We start from the raw sequence: 16,850 nt of genomic DNA on the forward strand, positions 1-16,850 counted from the left end.
GTTCTCTTGCTATATGAACATGGATTAATTCATAAGGAAACTTGATTGGCAAGCGAACCAGTATTAGTAAGAAGTCTAATCAATATGAAAACTTTAATTAATACTCTAAGTCAAAATGCAACACTTTTTCCAGATAGGACAGCTTATACCTTTTTAGGCGCAAATAAAAAAAATACTTTAACCAACAAGGAACTGCTACATAACGTAATTGATATTGCTTCGAGATTACTGGTAGTGACTCAACCCGGTTCACGATGTATTTTATTATTGCAGCCAGGATTAGAGTATATTGCCTCATTTCTAGCTTGCTTAATGGCTGGCATTGTTGCTGTGCCCGCCTATCCTTCTCGTAGTAATCGACATGCTCAACGTATTTTAGCAATTATTGATGATGCTCAAGCAGAGATTATCCTGACAACTACTGCAATTGCACAGCAATATGTTTTTGAAAAAGTACAAGTCATTGCCATCGATGATGAGTCTCATACGTCTTATAGTGGCGGAATGCCTCAGGTTTCTCTGGATGACTTAGCATTTTTACAATACACCTCTGGCTCTACCGGAAATCCTAAGGGGGTTATGGTCAGTCATGGGAATATTATTGCTAACACAACAGTTATTGATACTCTCTTTGAGGGAAAAATTGAAACGGTTTGTTCCTGGTTGCCTCCTTTTCACGATATGGGATTAATTGGCGCCATTTTATATCCTTTAGCATATAACAAACACAGCGTTTTAATGGCACCGACCACATTCTTAAAAAATCCTTTCATTTGGTTAAAAACAATTAGTGATTTTCGAGCAAATATTTCTCCGGCACCTAATTTTTCTTATGAAATGTGTGTGACGTCGATAAGCGATGAGCAAAAAAAACAATTGGATTTAAGTAATTGGTTATTTGCTCTTAATGGTGCGGAGCCTGTAAGTGCGAAAACCTTGGCTCGATTTAGCGAGGCATTTAAGGCATATGGTTTTCGAGCAGAGTGTTGTTATCCAGTATATGGGATGGCAGAAACAACGTTAATGGTTAGTGGTAAAAAAACGGCTAGTAGTACGCGAATTCTACAGGTAGATAAACACGCTTTACAGAATGAACACCAGATCCAATTGAATGGAACAGGTGTTGATCATTTGGATTTGGTTGGCTGTGGTTATGCTTCTTCTGAGCATGAAATTAAGATTATCGATCCTCAAACTTTTACTGAATTAAAGGCATTCCAAATAGGTGAAATTGTTGTTTCTGGGCCTAGTGTTACCCAAGGATATTGGAATAAACCAGAGATTAGCCAGCAAATTTTTGAACTTAAGCTGCTAAATTGCGATAAGAAATATTTACGTACTGGTGATCTTGGTTTTTTGGATGAGTATGGTGAATTATTTATTACTGGCCGTTTAAAAGACTTAATTATCATCCGAGGTCATAATATTTATCCGCAAGATATTGAGTCAATTGTTCACGACAGCCATCCGGCGTTAATTCAACATGGTTGTGCTGCATTTACCTTAGAAATCGATGAAGAACCTGAATTAGTGATTGTACAAGAGGTGCATCGTCGTGCTAAAGATCACGATGAAGTTTTTAACGCAATTCTCCAACGTTGTGGTGAGGATTTACCCTTATTACCGGCTCGCATTATTTTAATTCAACAGGCAACGTTACCTAAAACCTCAAGTGGAAAAGTTCAACGCAATGCCTCTCGTCAGGCAGTGGAGCGAAATGAATTAAAAATTATTGCTCAATGGCAAAAAGCAAGCTTGGATGTTAAAACACAACAAATTGATTCAAATCCAAATGAATTACAGCAATGGATGAAGCAATGGTTTGCGGATCGGCTCCATCTAAATCCAGAAGAGATTAATTCTAGAGCTAATTTTGCTTATTATGGCGTTGACTCCAGCTTGGCGGTTCAGTTTTGTGGGGCTCTCGAATTTAAAGTTCAGCGCGAAGTTAATCCAAGTTTGCTCTGGGAACATTCAACCATAGAGCAATTAGCGTCTTATTTGGAAATTGACCAAGACGGAAGGCAGGCACAGGTTACTCAGGAAATGGATAAAGAACATCCAACAGAACCGATTGCTATTATTGGCATGAGTTGTCGTTTTCCAGGAGGAGCGAATAGCCCCGAAGCATTTTGGGAATTTTTAAAAGCAGGTGAAGATGGGATTACGCAAGTCCCTCCTGAGCGTTGGGATAGTGAATTATATTATGCGGCACAACCAGGCACTCCGGGAAAAATGGTAACCTCTAAAGGTGGATTTATTGATAATATTGATCATTTTGATGCCGCTTTATTCAATATTAGTCGCCGTGAAGCAGAAGCAATGGATCCCCAGCATCGCCTCTTGCTGGAGTTAACATGGGAAGCATTGGAACGAGCAGGTATTGCACCCTTATCTTTAGATAATAGTGATACGGGTATCTTTATTGGAATTTCTTCGAATGATTATGGTCAATTAGCTCACAATGCCGCATCTAATCATGCAGATGTCTATTATGGAATTGGTAATGCGCACAGTGCGGCAGCTGGACGTATTGCTTATTTTTTAGGGACCCATGGTGAATCAATAGCTGTGGACACGGCATGTTCTTCTTCGCTGGTTGCAGTGTTTAATGCATGTCAGGATTTGCATGAAAAAACCTGCGGCTTAGCTATTGTTGGTGGCGTAAACAGCATTCTTGACCCTTCTTTAAGTGTGAGTTTTTCGCAAGCAGGCATGTTATCCCCTAATGGTAAATGCCAAGTCTTTGATGCTAAAGCGGATGGGTATGTCCGTAGTGAAGGGTGTGGCATTTTAATCTTAAAACGTTTGTCTGATGCGCAACGCAATAAAGATAATATCATCGCTGTGATTGAAAGCGCCGTAGTTAATAGTGATGGGCACAGTAATGGCATTACAGCACCTAGCCCTAAAGCACAACAGGACTTAATTTGTAAGGCACTTCATATGGCGGGTATTTCTCCTGATGCAATTGATTATGTTGAGGCTCATGGAACAGGTACTCGTTTAGGCGATCCTATAGAGTTTAATGCGCTGAAAAAGGTTTTTGCGACAAGTACGCGCCAAAAAGATTTATATATTGGTTCTGTGAAAAGCAACATAGGACATTTGGAAGCTGCAGCGGGTATGGCGAGCCTTATCAAAACAGTATTGATGTTACAACATCGACAAATTCCACCCAATTTGCATTTTGAAACGGCGAATCCTTTAATTAACTTGGCATCAATTCCTGCGCGAGTTCCTACGATATTGCATGCATGGGAAACTGGTGATGGAAAACACATACGTTATGCAGGTGTAAGCTCCTTTGGTTTCACTGGAACTAATGCACATTTAATACTTGCCGAACCTCCAACTGCTGATGCAACCATTACACCCACTGATGCTCCTCAGCGGCCTTTGCATGTTTTCACTTTATCAGGACATACGCCAGAAGCTTTAGCCGCACAACAAACAAGATTATTAGAGTTTATCCAAGATGAAGATTGTGTTGATTTAGCTAGTTTATGCCATAGTCTTGCTATTGGTCGCTGTACATTAGATTATCGATTTGCTATTCCAGTACAAACACATAGTGAATTAATTGAGAAACTGCGCGCCGCGATTAGATCTAATGAGTCTGTAGGGCTAAATGTTGGTAAAACTACCTTTTTATTTACCGGGCAAGGATCACAATATTCTGGGATGGGGTGGGAGCTTTATAATAGCCATCCATTATTTAGGAAAGAAGTGGATCATTGCAGTCAATTATTGGCGAATGATTTGCCTGAACCACTCACGACTGTGATGTTTGCTTCAGAGAAAGCTTATTTACTGAATCAAACTCAGTATACCCAACCTGCTTTGTTTGTTCTTCAATACGCTTTAGCTCAATTATGGATGAGCTGGGGGATTCATCCTACAGCAGTTATTGGGCATAGTGTGGGTGAGTATGTTGCTGCAACTGTAGCTGGCGTTATGAGTTTGGCTGATGGTTTAAAACTTATTACCGCTCGCGCAAAACTGATGCAAGCACAGCAAAAAGGCAGTATGCTTGCGGTGAATGTGGAAGAATCCCAGGCTTTAGCATTACTTCATGAGTTCAAGGCTTGTTCACCCCATGCTATCTTAAATATTGCTGCGGTGAATAGCGTTAGCCAAGTTGTATTTGCAGGTGAGAAAGGGGTAATTCGTCTATTAGATCAGAAGTGTCAGTTACAAGGCTTGAGAACAACTGAGTTGCAAGTGTCTCATGCATTTCATTCAGAACTCTTGCGCCCTATGATTGCTGAATTTAAGCAGATTGCTGCAAGCATTCAGTATCATGTTCCTAAAATGGTACTTATCTCGAATGTCAGCGGCAAAGCGATCTCGTCTATCAATGCAGATTATTGGGCCGAACATGTGCTCGCTACAGTTCGATTTAGCGCCGGGATACAGGAATTACTTTTAGAAAATTATCGAACTTTTATTGAAATAGGGCCTCAGCCAGTTCTATTAAATTTTGTCAAGGAACATTCTATTCAGCCACAACAGATATTGTGGCTTGCTTCTCTCAAGAAAAATCACTCCAGCTGGCAAACGTTATCTGAGTCAATAGTTCAACTTTATAAGAACGGGAATGCAATTGATTGGCATGCTTATGATGCTCCATTTAACCTACAGATTTCTACAAAACCTTTACCTGCGTATCCTTTCCAGCATCAATCTTATTGGCTGACCGTGGATCCTAGAGATCAAGAGAATAGAGTCCTAGATAGTTTTCTAAGCCAATCTCTTTATCAGGTGGAGTGGAAACCATTGGCTGAGACTCATAACCCTGTGAAACCAACACCAATTACTGGTAAATGGTTGATTTTTGCAAATAAGGATTCAGAAAGTAAGAATATGGTGCGTCATTTATCAACCTATTTACGAGATGTTATCGTGGTTAATCCCGGGGTAAAATATCAAATATCCCGAGATACAGTAATGCTTAATCCTTATCAACCAGAGCATTTTTTGAATTTCTTAAATAAGCACTCAGAAATCCAGGGTATATTTTATTTATGGGGTTTAGTTGGCAGTGAGTTTTTTCAAGAGGAGCAATTAAAAGCATTAACTTATGATGATTTTAATCAATTAATTAGATGTTCTTGTGCGGGTTTGCTTCATTTAGCGCAAGCACTCATGCACCAAAAGCAGAAGAGTAAGCTATGGACTCTAACCAGAGCTACAACGACCATACAGCATCAATCTCTGCCATTTTTTTCACCATTGGAGGGGATGGGTAAAACACTTGTGCTTGAATATCCCGAACTGGATTACCATCATTTTGATGTTGATGCGGAGGCAAAAGCCGAAAAAACAGCGCGACAACTCCATCAACTTATCAGTCAACCTTTCCAGGATGAACCGGTTTTAGCTTATCAACAAGACTCATTATACGTGCCACGTATTGTCCCCGCACTATTGCCTCGTTCGATTGAAAATAAAAAAACATTACGAAAAAATGGTTCTTATCTGATTACTGGTGGACTGGGGGGAATAGGATCTATTTTATGTAAGTGGCTGGTGCAGCAAGAAGTCAGCTCTATTATTTTACTGGGAAGGCAGCCTTTAACCGATAAAATCCACGAAAGACTCAACGAATTTCGTGTGAATGACATAGCAATCCAATATCTGCAAGCTGATGTAAGTAATTACCAGAAATTGCGTCAGGTTTTAACCATGGCACAAAATACAATGCCTCCGATTAAAGGGATCTTTCATGCAGCAGGTACCTTAAGCGATGGTTCATGGTCACATTTAACTTGGCAGCAATTTGAGGAAGTTTTCTGTGCGAAAGTGCAAGGTTCATTTAATTTACACTGTTTAAGTAAAGAACTTATGCCTGAGTTAGAGCATTTCATTATGTTTTCATCCATTAGCTCTTTATTTGGTTCGCCAGGACAAGCGAACTACGCTGCGGCTAATACATTTCTCGATAATTTAGCTCATTATCGCATGCAAGCAGGATTGCCTGCATTAAGTATTAATTTTGGTCCTTGGCAAGAAATAGGTATGACCCACAATTTAGTACAATCTTGGTTGGCTTATGGTATTCAAAACATTACTGAGAAAGTAGGGTTGGCTTCCCTAAAGCGTATGCTATCAAGTTCTTTCACACAATTGTGTTTGATGCCGAATAATATTGTTTCCGTGATGGAACATTTACCGTGCTCCTATAAGAAATTATTGGCAGAGATTATTCCCGCGACCCAAGAGAACCCAACACCTATTTCTCAAGCAACCAACCGACAAGACCAAGATTTTATTACGCGATTAAAGAAAGCGCACCAACAACAGCGATTGACTGATTTAACGAATTTATTAATCAATGAAATTCGCATCATTCTTCGTTTAAAAGAAAGCGATACGTTGCCGATGAGTGCCAATTTGTTATCACTTGGGATGGACTCATTGCTTGCTTCGGAATTATTACACCAGCTTCAACGCAAATTATTGCTTGAAAATCTAAGTATTCAATCTTTGTTATTTGAGAACCGCTCTCTTGAAGATTTGATTCATTTTTTGAATGAAAAAATAGGCGACGCCGAGGATTCGGAAGAAACTACCTTGTTAACTAAAGCGCCGCGTCATTTATTACAGCTTTCAGTGCAACAAATCCGCATTTGGAGACATATCCAGGATCAGCCCGGCAATCCTGCTTATGTAGTGACTAATTTGTTTCAACTTGACGGTTCTGTGGACGTGTTGGTTTTGGAAAAAAGTATCCAACAGGTCATTGAGAGACATTCCATGTTACGTTGCAGTTTTCATATTTCTATGGGAACGCCATTTCAATTTTGTCATGACCAAGTTGATTTTAAATTACATTATTTTGATTTTCGTACTTTAGAGGCCAAAGAGCAAAACCAACACATCAATCAATTGTTGAAAAAAATAAGTCATCATCAATTTGATTTGCATAAAGCTCCGTTATTGGAAAGTTATTTGATTCAATATGCTGAGAAACAATATGTTTGGGCCTTTAGTGTGAGTCATTTGCTAACAGATGGTGGCAGTAGTCTTATTTTGTTTCAAGATATTCTGCATTTTTATGCATTAAATCAAAATCGAAGCAGCCAAACCTTACCTGCGGCAACACCTTATGAAGATTTTGTTGATTGGCAATTAGCGAACGTAGTGAATGGTACTTACGAAAAATACGTTGCGTTTTGGCATGATACCTTGCTGAACTATAATCCTCCCGTTTTGCCTACGGATAAACCCATCCCGCAACAGGCATTAGCCATAGGAGCGAAAGAGCCTATTCATTTCTCTGTAGAGCTACTTAATAAGTTACAAGAGCTGACAAAACAAAGTCAGGTTACTCTTCCTAATTTATTATTTACGGCTTATGGATTGTTACTCGCACAGTTTGCTCAAACCGATCAAGCTTTTATTACTATGCTTTGTGCTGGGCGAGAAACGGAGAAACATCAGACAATAATGGGCAACGTGGCTAATGAGTTACCCTTGATTATTCATTATTCCCCGGTAATGAGTTTCATTGATATAGCAAGAAAGTTCCAAAACAACCTGGTTCAGTTTTCTGAATATCAGTATTTACAACCAGAACAAATTACAGAGCTTGGTTTACCGGTGCCGGATGTATCTTTCGACTTTCAACACTTGGAGATCCAACCTGTTGATCCTGGTTTTACGCTGAAACCATTCGCTTTTGATGATGCAAATATCCCTCTTTGGGGATCTAATCCCCGTAAGCTTTCTTTAAAGTTTACTTACAATAGAACCTTATTAACTGGATACCTTAAATACCGAGTTGATTTGTATGACTGTGAAACGATTGCTCTTCTTACCAGGCAGTTTCTGACGATAATTAAGGGGGTTGTCGATAAACCTGAAAGTACATGTAGCATCTTAACTGATTTGTGTGGAGCCAAATTATGAGTAAGTCCTACTTAATAAAACCTCCTTTGTCCATATTCAAAGAATACGATGTGCGCAGTCAAATTGGCGAAGATTTAAATGAAAATACTTACTACACCTTAGGGTTAGCAATTGGGACTGAGCTGCAGGAAATCCATGGATTGCACGTGCTATTGCTCTGTCGTGACAGTCGGGCAAGTAGCCATTCATTTACAGAGTCATTAATCAAAGGCTTATTGGAAAGTGGTACCCGGATAATCGATATTGGTTGCTTACCAACCCCGGTGTTACATTTTGCAATGTATGACTTGCAATGTCAGTCTGGGTTAATGGTCACTGCGAGTCATAATCCAGTAGATTATAATGGTTTGAAGATCACTCTGGGCGGCAAGAACTATTATGGGAATAGGCTTCGAGCTTTATATCAACGCATTATGGATAAAAAATTTTTCCTTGATAAGGAAGGAAGAGGAAAGCTGCTTCAATACCCTCCTGAACAAGTGATAAATAAATACATTCGTGTCATCAAAGGACGTATGGGAAGATTGAAAAAATTTCGCGTCGTCGTAGATTGTGGTAATGGTGTTGCAGGGCATGCGGCTCCTCAATTATTGACTGCTCTGGGTTGTGAGGTCATACCCTTATATTGTGATGTGCAATCAACGTTTACTAATCATCATCCAGATCCGTCAGTAGAAGAAAATTTAAGTGATTTACGTCAGGCTGTTTTGGAGCAAAATGCTGATTTAGGTGTAGCCTTTGATGGGGATGGAGATCGTTTGGGTGTTGTGGATAATCACGGCTGTATCATTCCTTCAGATTATATGTTGCTGGCTTTTGCTGATGCATTGCTTAAAAAAGAACCTAATGTGGGCGTAGTATTTGATATTAAATGCACCCAACATTTAAATGAGTACATCTTAACCCGTAAAGGACGCCCGATTATGACTCGATCTGGCATGGCGCATATTATGGCAGGTATGTCAGAGCATAAAGCCGCAATCGGCGGAGAATATTGTGGACACTTCTATTTTAATGATCGATGGCTGCAATATGATGATGGTATTTATGCTGCAGCACGTACAATAGAGATGTTAAGTGAATATAAAGAAGATAGTCATCATTTTTTTGAGCAATTTCCTAAGTCATTAAGTACTAACGAATTAAAAATTAATATCACTGAACATTTGAAAGAGGAGTTTATGAGGCAGTTAATTTTACATGCTCCTATGCATATAGGCGGTGAGCTTATCTATATTGATGGGTTAAGAGTAAACCTTGCCAATGCGTGGGGACTAGTTCGTCCTTCCAATACGGGGCCTTATTTAACGCTTCGTTTTGAAGCAAAGACTTATGATGCCATGCAAGACATTAAAGGGTTATTTAGAAGATTAATTACAATGATTAATCCCTTATTGGAATTGCCTTTTTAGCGAGACGCAAATGGATAAAAAAGTTATTGCGGCATTTGATTTTGATGGGACGTTGACTACAAGTACGTCAAGTCGAATCCTATTTTTAAAGTACCTGATTGGTTTACCTAAAGTAGTAAGTAGCTTATTGTCGAGCTTTGTTTATTCAGAGCTGGGACGCTTTAAGCTGGATAGGTTAAGCTGGCATGATTATCTCGATAATCTTATTTTAAAAGATCGAGATAAGAAGGAACTTAATGAGCAGGCTATGCAGTTTTTAGAACAAGTGCTCATCAAGAAATTGCGTAAAGAAGCTTTAGAATGCCTCAATTTTCATCAACAACAAGGTCATACCTGTGTTTTAATTAGTGGAGCATGGGATATTTACCTGAAGCCTTTGGCAAGACGATATCACTTTAAGCAATTGATTTGTACTGAACTGGAGTTTGACCCTGTAAGTCATAAAAGTACCGGACGCATGCGAAATAAATATTGTCTGGGACAACAAAAATTAGAAGAATTTAAGAAGATCTATGTACATAGAGAGGACTATGAACTTTATGCATATGGAGATAGTGTTAATGATATCGCATTACTCAATTACGCTGATCATGCTTTTTATAAATGTTTTAAGTAAATGCTATAAGGGGCATTGTTGAATAATATTGGATTATTTTTCAATAAAATAGCTAAATCAAATTGAACAACTCAAATAGCTATAAAAAAACAATGGAGTTAGCTATTTTTATAGATTAGTTTTGGAAAATGATAAGGATATACCTCTTTGATTTTATAGTATTTTTTATTCCTATAGATTAGAAATAAATTAAGAAGTATAAGGAACAACAGTCAGATGTTATGTAATTTAGCATCTGTTTAGTCATGGCATTAGGATATATACTCGAAGACCACTTCTCGATCCCTTAATTCACATTACTCAACTCTTCAAATTCAGCTTTAGAAAATTCCAGTTTATTTCTTTGTGAAATTTCATCACGACTAAATTCAATAATATTTTTGTTTGCTATACATCGCCAATTTTGCATATTAGTTATATATTCTTTATTTTTAATTTTGAATACGTCTGATGTGAATGCAGCAACATTTTCCCCTGCATTTTTATCTCTTGCTGACGCAAATATAAAAGCCTCAACTTTTGCCTCTCTCATCTCCGTGCCTAAAAGCTGACTTTGTTCATAATTTGTTTTGTTTGAAATTTTATCTTGATATTTTTGAAACGGAGACTTTGTTAAATCAATTCCATTTTTTGTTTGTATATAAGCCTTAAATGCAGTCATTCGAATCTCAATGTACTCTAGATTAGCTAAAGTATCATCAAAAAATTTCAAACGGTAAAATGCTACTTCTGCAAACGCTGTATGCTGAGTTAAAGCCCCATACCACAGCGAAGGCTCATAAGTATTACCAAATCGGGATCCATATTCAAGAGGAGGATATCTAAAAGGAGTAAATATTAGATAGTGCTTATTATTGGCTACTAGAGGTTTTGAATCATCTAATAATTTTTCTAAAAGATCGTGTTCTTCGCTGCTCTCAACTAAATCTCTAGAGCTTGAGCTATATTGATCCTCAACTATTCTCCATGGTTCCAATTCCAAATATTTGAAAAATTTTAAACCTTCACATTCGGTCCAAATACTCATAATTTACCGCGCATTGCATCTAAATAGTTAAGAACCCTAATTAAACCAGAAATGGTTTTCATTTCTTCAATAGGTTTATTTTTAAAATATTTATTTTGATTATTGAGCCATAATTTAGCTTTTTCATGATTATTTCCAACCATAGCATTTAAGCTTCTATATATCCTTAAAAGTAACAGCGCGATTTCACCTTCTTTTGTATGAGGTGAAATTAATTTTTTCCCCTGAGTGAGACGAGATGCGCTGGGTTCACTTATTCCAATGATTTTACCTAAGTCTTTTCCGGTTAAAGAATAAAATTTTGCCAAGTTACATAAAGCCTTCGACAAAACAACATCTTCTTTTTCTTTATGATGTGTACTATTAGAAGTTTTCATTTTGAACCCCATTTCATTTGAAATTATAGTTAAATAATATTTCATTTGCAAGTTATTTTTGTAATTAAATTATTATTCATCAATATGGTATAGAAGACAGAATTAAGTAAATAAAATGGGACGGCCTGCTGAAAACATATGAGGAAAATTTGCTCAACTTATCAAGAATGATCTAATTCATCATTTTCAATGAGTTAGACTGTTCGTATGCAAGGATCAATTTGTTACACGAAAACTATTTCTGATTCAGATTTTGAGAATTTAATCCCAAACGAGCATTTTTTGAAGAAAGTGAATCAACTGGCCGATGGGCAAAACGGAATTTTTAAAAAAAGATTTTATTCCTGTAGCTGAAAAAGCAGGATATTTGGTTGTATATACTAATCTTTGGGAGCTAAAGATAGATCCTGCTACAGCATTAGTATCAAAATTTTATAAAATAATTGAGCCCAAAGGATTTGCCAAAATTTGGTCCAACTTGAATACACCAATCAATATTAAAAAGCTGAAAACCTCTGGAAAAATACCAGGATTAGGAGAGGGAACAGTAAAAGCAGATCTGCCTGATCCTAAAAAATTAACAGGAACATTGTTAATGGAGGCGATGAGTTCCTATGATCGCAAAAAGCGTTTTAAAAAGACAACGATAACTAATCCCAAAGCTAAGGCCGCCCCTAATTTATTAAATCAAAATTTTGCAGCAGATAGACCAAATCAACGTTGGGTTGCTGATATAACTTATGTAGCAACTGCCCAAGGGTATTTTTATTGCTAAAGGTAAAGTCGACAAAACGGGAGTCAGTGCCTCCCGAATTTGAAGATACATGATATAAAATTGCCGAAATCGCCCTAGCTCTCGTGAATCCATGCGCTTAAGACCAGTTTGACTCAACTGCTCAGCAAGTTTATCTAACAAATGAGCACCGTATCCAGCACGATCAGCGCCTTGTAATTCATATTCAGCAATATAATAACCAATCAACCAATTACGTATTGTTAAGCAGAGATTCACTGCTTTACTAGCTTGTGTTGAAAAGGTCTCATGTGTTTGGTGAATAGCAAAAACAAGTTCGTTAAATTTTAAACTTTCTGACATGATATTTTTATTCTCCGCTGCTATCCTACTATGGAAGAAACTAAAACATCGTATTTTGAAAACCGCATCGAAACTGATGGCTCATCAACATAACAACCGTCTTTAGGAACCAGAACACCATAAGATGTCTTCCCATGGAATCGCACACGACAATAATAAGTTGTTTTTTTATGGACTTTATTATTAGCTACTGCATTCACTGGAATACGACCATTTTTGACAGCTACCCAAGTTTCTACCCTTTGTGGGGGAAGGCGTAAAGGAGGTGCAGGCATCGGCGGGTATTCATTGACGATAACGGTATAACTATAAGGCCCGGGATAATAATACAAAGGAGGATAGTAGTAATATTCTGCATAAACCGGTGGCAAAAAAAATGCTGTGGTAATTGCTGCACCGAAGAATGCGCCATAAAAAAAGCCACCGCCCCAACCCCAATACGGTCTACCAGCCCAATAAGGACCATATCCTCCATGCCAGTATGATCCGTGCCAATAACCATGATTCACCCAGTTGGCATGGCCTGCAAATCGTCCGTTAATGCCCCCATCATGATGAAAGTTTCCCGAATGGGCCATTGCTGCAGATGCATGATTAAAGGAGTGAAATGTCTGTGGGTGCCCCTGAAATTGATGATGCATCTGTCCAAAAGGTGAGTGACCAAGCGAATTATGATAATATTCGGCTCCTCGATAACCACCTGAAAAACCTCCCGCATGATAACCACCATACTGATGATAAGTGCCTCCATAATTATGGATGTAGCCTCCCCCACCAAATCCTCCTCTCCCATGAAAGCCACCGCCGCCAGATGGATGGGCCCAGCTAGGGACGCTTCCTACAGCAGATAGGATACAAAAAGCGCTCATGAGGCAAGGGGCAATAACGCGCTTTCTCTTGGCTCTCTTATCTGATTTTTTGTACATCATAATCCTTCCTCTTCCGAGAGATGTTGTATACCAAGACCATTATTCCAAATACATTGAGAGGGATGCAATAGTTATTGCGCGGATTTAGGCCGAAAACTTAGGCCAACGAAGAAAGCAGTGTACTTAAGCACTATAGTACTCTATGATTTTTATAAGGATTTAAAAATAAATCTGAAGCAAAATCGAATCGAACCTTAATGCACCAAAACAAAGAAAAAATAAAAATCACTTTGAATATTTCCTAGTTATTGTACATACTCTTAATAGAAGTTATTTATACAGGAAGATAAATAAATGAACGGAAAAATAATTAATGAATTCGATATGCCAGCTCCAAGATGGATTAATACCTACCCCAGTGGCCCGTACCGTTTTGTTAACCGAGAATTTTTCATTATTAGTTATGAAACCGATCCACAATTATTAAAAGAAGTTTTACCACCAGGATTAGAATTACTAGAGCCAGTGATAAAGTTTGAGTTTATTCGTATGCCAGACTCAACAGGATTTGGTGATTATACTGAATCAGGACAAGTAATCCCTGTTCGTTATAAGGGTGAAGAAGGAACGTTTACCATTGCTATGTTTCTTGATTGCCATGCACCTATCGCGGGAGGAAGAGAAATATGGGGCTTCCCCAAAAAATTAGCAAAACCCAAACTTATTGTTGAAGAAGATGTTCTGATCGGCCAACTTGATTATGGAAGTATTCGTATTGCTACAGCAACCATGGGGTACAAACACCATATGCTGGACCAACAGCTTATACTACAAAGCATGAAAAAACCGGTTTTTCTACTTAAAAATATCCCCGGTGTCGACGGCAAACCAGAGGTCAATCAATTAACGAGGACTTATTTGCAAGACATTACTGTAAAAGGTGCATGGACAGGGCCGGGGAGTATCGAATTGCATCCCCATTGTTTAGCGCCAATCGCTGATTTTCCAGTGAAGAAAATCGTTTCAGTATCCCATTTTATCACCGATTTGACTCTGCCTTACGGTGAGGTGGTAGAAGACTATCTAAAATAAAAGGTGAACTTAATCCACTAGGAGAGCCTCAATGCCCAAAAGGAAGAAAGTAAATCTTGCTCTTCAAGGTGGAGGAGCTCATGGGGCTTTCACGTGGGGCTTGTTAGATAAGTTTCTTGAGTCAGATTTGTTCTCAATAGAAGGCATTTCTGCTACCAGCGCAGGTAGCATGAATGCCGCAGTTCTTGCTTACGGATTTCTGAAAGGAGGTACTGAAGGAGCCAGGCAAGCTCTATATGAGTTTTGGCATGCAATGAGTGAATATGGTACGGCCTTTGGTATTACTAATAAAAACCCTTTTGATTTTTTTTATGAACCTATATTAAAAGCGCCTCTCAATTTCAGTTTATTCAGTTCCATAACCAATCTGTTATCACCATACCAATTTAATCCACTAAATTTTCACCCCATTAGAGATGTCTTGGAACAAGAAATCGACATTGAACAAGTTAAAAATAATAGCAAAATTAAACTCTTTATTTGCGCTACCAATGTAAAAACTGGAAAAATTAGAATTTTTAATAATTCGGAACTATCTATTGATGCATTATTAGCATCAGCCTGTTTACCCAAATTATTTCAAGCTATTGAAATCGATAATGAGTTTTATTGGGATGGGGGTTATTTAGGAAATCCTGCAATTTTTCCTTTAATCTATAACACTCAATGCAGAGATATTATTGTTTTTCATACTGTCCCCATCCTACGCGAGGAAATTCCCACGACTACAGCAGAAATTGATGCTCGATTGAGGGAGGTTTCATTTAACTCCTCTTTAATGCGCGAAATGAGAGCAATAGCCTTTGTAGGTAATTTAATTGACCGGGGTTGGATAAAAAAAGAGTTTGAACACAATCTAAAAAAATTATTCATGCATTGTATACGCGCAGACAATAGTTTACGTGACTGCCCTTTATATTCTGTTTACTCTCCTGAATGGGATTTTTTGACCACATTACGTGACTTGGGTAGAGCTGAGGCTAGTCTTTGGATAGAGAAACATTATGATTCCGTAGGGCACAGAACCACTATTGATTTTAATGAATGGCTTTAAGAAACTTGCCCTGTGTACAAATAGACCTCTTGCATAACGAGCAGATTTTGCTTGAGTGTAAGGCATAAGTGTTTCGAGGAGCGGAATTTACAGAGGAGTAAATGAGCACCGGAGAAACACTTATAACGTAGCAATCGGGCAAAAGATGCGGTTATGCAAGAGGTCTAATGAAAAAAATGCCCTAATCCATTTATCCGTTCGGTTGCGCTGGATTTTGACTTAACACTTAGATAGCAATTTTCTCCTGCTCATTTTTGCATTGTTTTCTTTTTGTTCTATATTATAAAACAAAGATGTTAATTCACCCCACACATCAAGGAAGGGCCTCAATGAAAAAGACGATGAAGGCAGCAATTGTTAAGGAATTTCAAGCGCCATTAAGTATAGAAGAAGTTCCCATTCCAGAGCCCCAAGCGGGTCAAATCCAGGTAAAAGTAGTTGCCTCAGGGGTATGCCATACTGACTTACATGCCGTAGATGGTGATTGGCCAGTAAAACCTAAGCCACCTTTTATTCCTGGACACGAAGGTGTCGGATTCGTTTCAGCTGTAGGGTCTGGCGTTACTTATGTTAAAGAAGGAGATCGTGTCGGAGTTCCTTGGCTTTATAATAGTTGTGGCCATTGTGTCTACTGCTTAGATGGTTGGGAGACATTATGTGAGTCACAACTTAATACAGGCTATTCAATAAATGGCAGCTTCGCTGAATACATTATTGCCGATCCTAATTATGTAGGCCACCTACCTGCTCATGCAGATTTTATTGAAACGGCCCCAATTCTATGTGCCGGCGTCACGGTATATAAAGGTTTAAAAATGACAGACACCAAACCCGGCGATTGGGTAGTTATCTCTGGAATAGGTGGGCTTGGTCATATGGCAGTGCAATATGCCAAGGCAATGGGGCTAAATGTAATTGCCGTAGACATTGATGACAATAAATTAACTTTAGCTAAACAATTAGGCGCCGCATTAACAATTAACACCAAAAATACTGAGCCAGCCCTATTTATAAAAAAAGAAATTGGCGGAGCTCACGGGGTATTAGTAACGGCTGTATCCCCTACTGCTTTTGCTCAAGCTCAAGGAATGCTTCGTCGCGGTGGGACAGCAGTTCTTACAGGTTTACCCCCGGGCTCATTTCCAATCTCTATTTTCGATATGGTTCTCAATGGGATCACTGTAAGAGGGTCTATCGTAGGAACTCGTCTTGATCTACAAGAAGCATTAACTTTTGCCAGTGAAGGAAAAGTAAAAGCGACAGTAAGTACAGCAAAATTAGAAGAAATAAATTCAGTATTTGAACGAATGAAGCAAGGAACTATTAATGGACGAATCGTGCTTGATTATAGAAATTAATCATTAGCCTTCTTGCATAACTGGTTGATTAAGGA

General features: G+C 38.4%; 11 protein-coding genes. 7 read left to right on the forward strand and 4 right to left on the reverse strand.

All coding sequences use genetic code 11. The features are described 5' to 3' along the window. Positions 1-84: 84 nt before the first annotated feature. The 3 genes from LFA_RS11835 to LFA_RS11845 are packed head-to-tail and all read left to right on the forward strand — an operon-like array spanning position 85 to position 9,942. Complete coding sequence (locus LFA_RS11835) at positions 85-7,914, forward strand: type I polyketide synthase (protein WP_157010351.1); 7,830 nt, start codon at positions 85-87, stop codon at positions 7,912-7,914. Beyond that, positions 7,911-9,326: a phosphomannomutase/phosphoglucomutase gene (locus LFA_RS11840; protein ID WP_045096376.1), complete on the forward strand. Its 1,416-nt coding sequence runs from the start codon at positions 7,911-7,913 to the stop codon at positions 9,324-9,326. The genes LFA_RS11835 and LFA_RS11840 overlap by 4 nt, the downstream gene beginning before the upstream one ends. A 10-nt stretch (positions 9,327-9,336) precedes the next feature. Next, entirely contained in the window at positions 9,337-9,942 is a 606-nt protein-coding gene (locus tag LFA_RS11845) for an HAD family hydrolase (RefSeq protein WP_045096377.1), read from the forward strand. A gap of 286 nt (positions 9,943-10,228) precedes the next feature. Here the strand turns inward: LFA_RS11845 and LFA_RS11850 are convergent, their stop codons facing one another. Then, the gene (locus tag LFA_RS11850; protein WP_045096378.1) at positions 10,229-10,969 is read right to left on the reverse strand and encodes an RES family NAD+ phosphorylase; all 741 of its coding nucleotides are present in this window, start codon (positions 10,967-10,969) and stop codon (positions 10,229-10,231) included. Beyond that, positions 10,966-11,346, reverse strand: coding sequence for an antitoxin Xre/MbcA/ParS toxin-binding domain-containing protein (locus LFA_RS11855; protein ID WP_045096379.1), 381 nt, complete (start codon positions 11,344-11,346; stop codon positions 10,966-10,968). The genes LFA_RS11850 and LFA_RS11855 overlap by 4 nt, the downstream gene beginning before the upstream one ends. A 307-nt stretch (positions 11,347-11,653) precedes the next feature. Here LFA_RS11855 and LFA_RS11860 point away from each other — a divergent pair, with 307 nt between their 5' ends. After that, entirely contained in the window at positions 11,654-12,121 is a 468-nt protein-coding gene (locus tag LFA_RS11860) for a hypothetical protein (RefSeq protein ID WP_045096380.1), read from the forward strand. On the opposite strand, the gene LFA_RS20630 is transcribed toward LFA_RS11860, so the two are convergent. Beyond that, the gene (locus LFA_RS20630) at positions 12,029-12,442 is read right to left on the reverse strand and encodes a DUF1016 N-terminal domain-containing protein (RefSeq protein ID WP_084602173.1); all 414 of its coding nucleotides are present in this window, start codon (positions 12,440-12,442) and stop codon (positions 12,029-12,031) included. The genes LFA_RS11860 and LFA_RS20630 overlap by 93 nt on opposite strands. Before the next feature lie 20 nt (positions 12,443-12,462). Beyond that, positions 12,463-13,371, reverse strand: coding sequence for a hypothetical protein (locus LFA_RS11865; RefSeq protein ID WP_157010352.1), 909 nt, complete (start codon positions 13,369-13,371; stop codon positions 12,463-12,465). A gap of 294 nt (positions 13,372-13,665) precedes the next feature. Between LFA_RS11865 and LFA_RS11870 the strand changes: the two genes are divergently transcribed. The 3 genes from LFA_RS11870 to adhP all read left to right on the forward strand — a co-directional run bounded on the left by LFA_RS11870 (position 13,666) and on the right by adhP (position 16,815). Further along, positions 13,666-14,403 carry an acetoacetate decarboxylase gene (locus LFA_RS11870; protein WP_045096381.1) on the forward strand — a complete coding sequence of 246 codons (738 nt, stop codon included), beginning with the start codon at positions 13,666-13,668 and terminating at the stop codon, positions 14,401-14,403. A gap of 31 nt (positions 14,404-14,434) precedes the next feature. Further along, entirely contained in the window at positions 14,435-15,457 is a 1,023-nt protein-coding gene (locus LFA_RS11875; RefSeq protein WP_045096382.1) for a patatin-like phospholipase family protein, read from the forward strand. A gap of 329 nt (positions 15,458-15,786) precedes the next feature. Continuing rightward, complete coding sequence (gene adhP, locus LFA_RS11880) at positions 15,787-16,815, forward strand: alcohol dehydrogenase AdhP (protein ID WP_045096383.1); 1,029 nt, start codon at positions 15,787-15,789, stop codon at positions 16,813-16,815. Positions 16,816-16,850: the final 35 nt, after the last annotated feature.

Origin of the sequence: Legionella fallonii LLAP-10 (assembly GCF_000953135.1) — a bacterium.
In the GTDB taxonomy this organism is placed as follows: domain Bacteria; phylum Pseudomonadota; class Gammaproteobacteria; order Legionellales; family Legionellaceae; genus Legionella; species Legionella fallonii.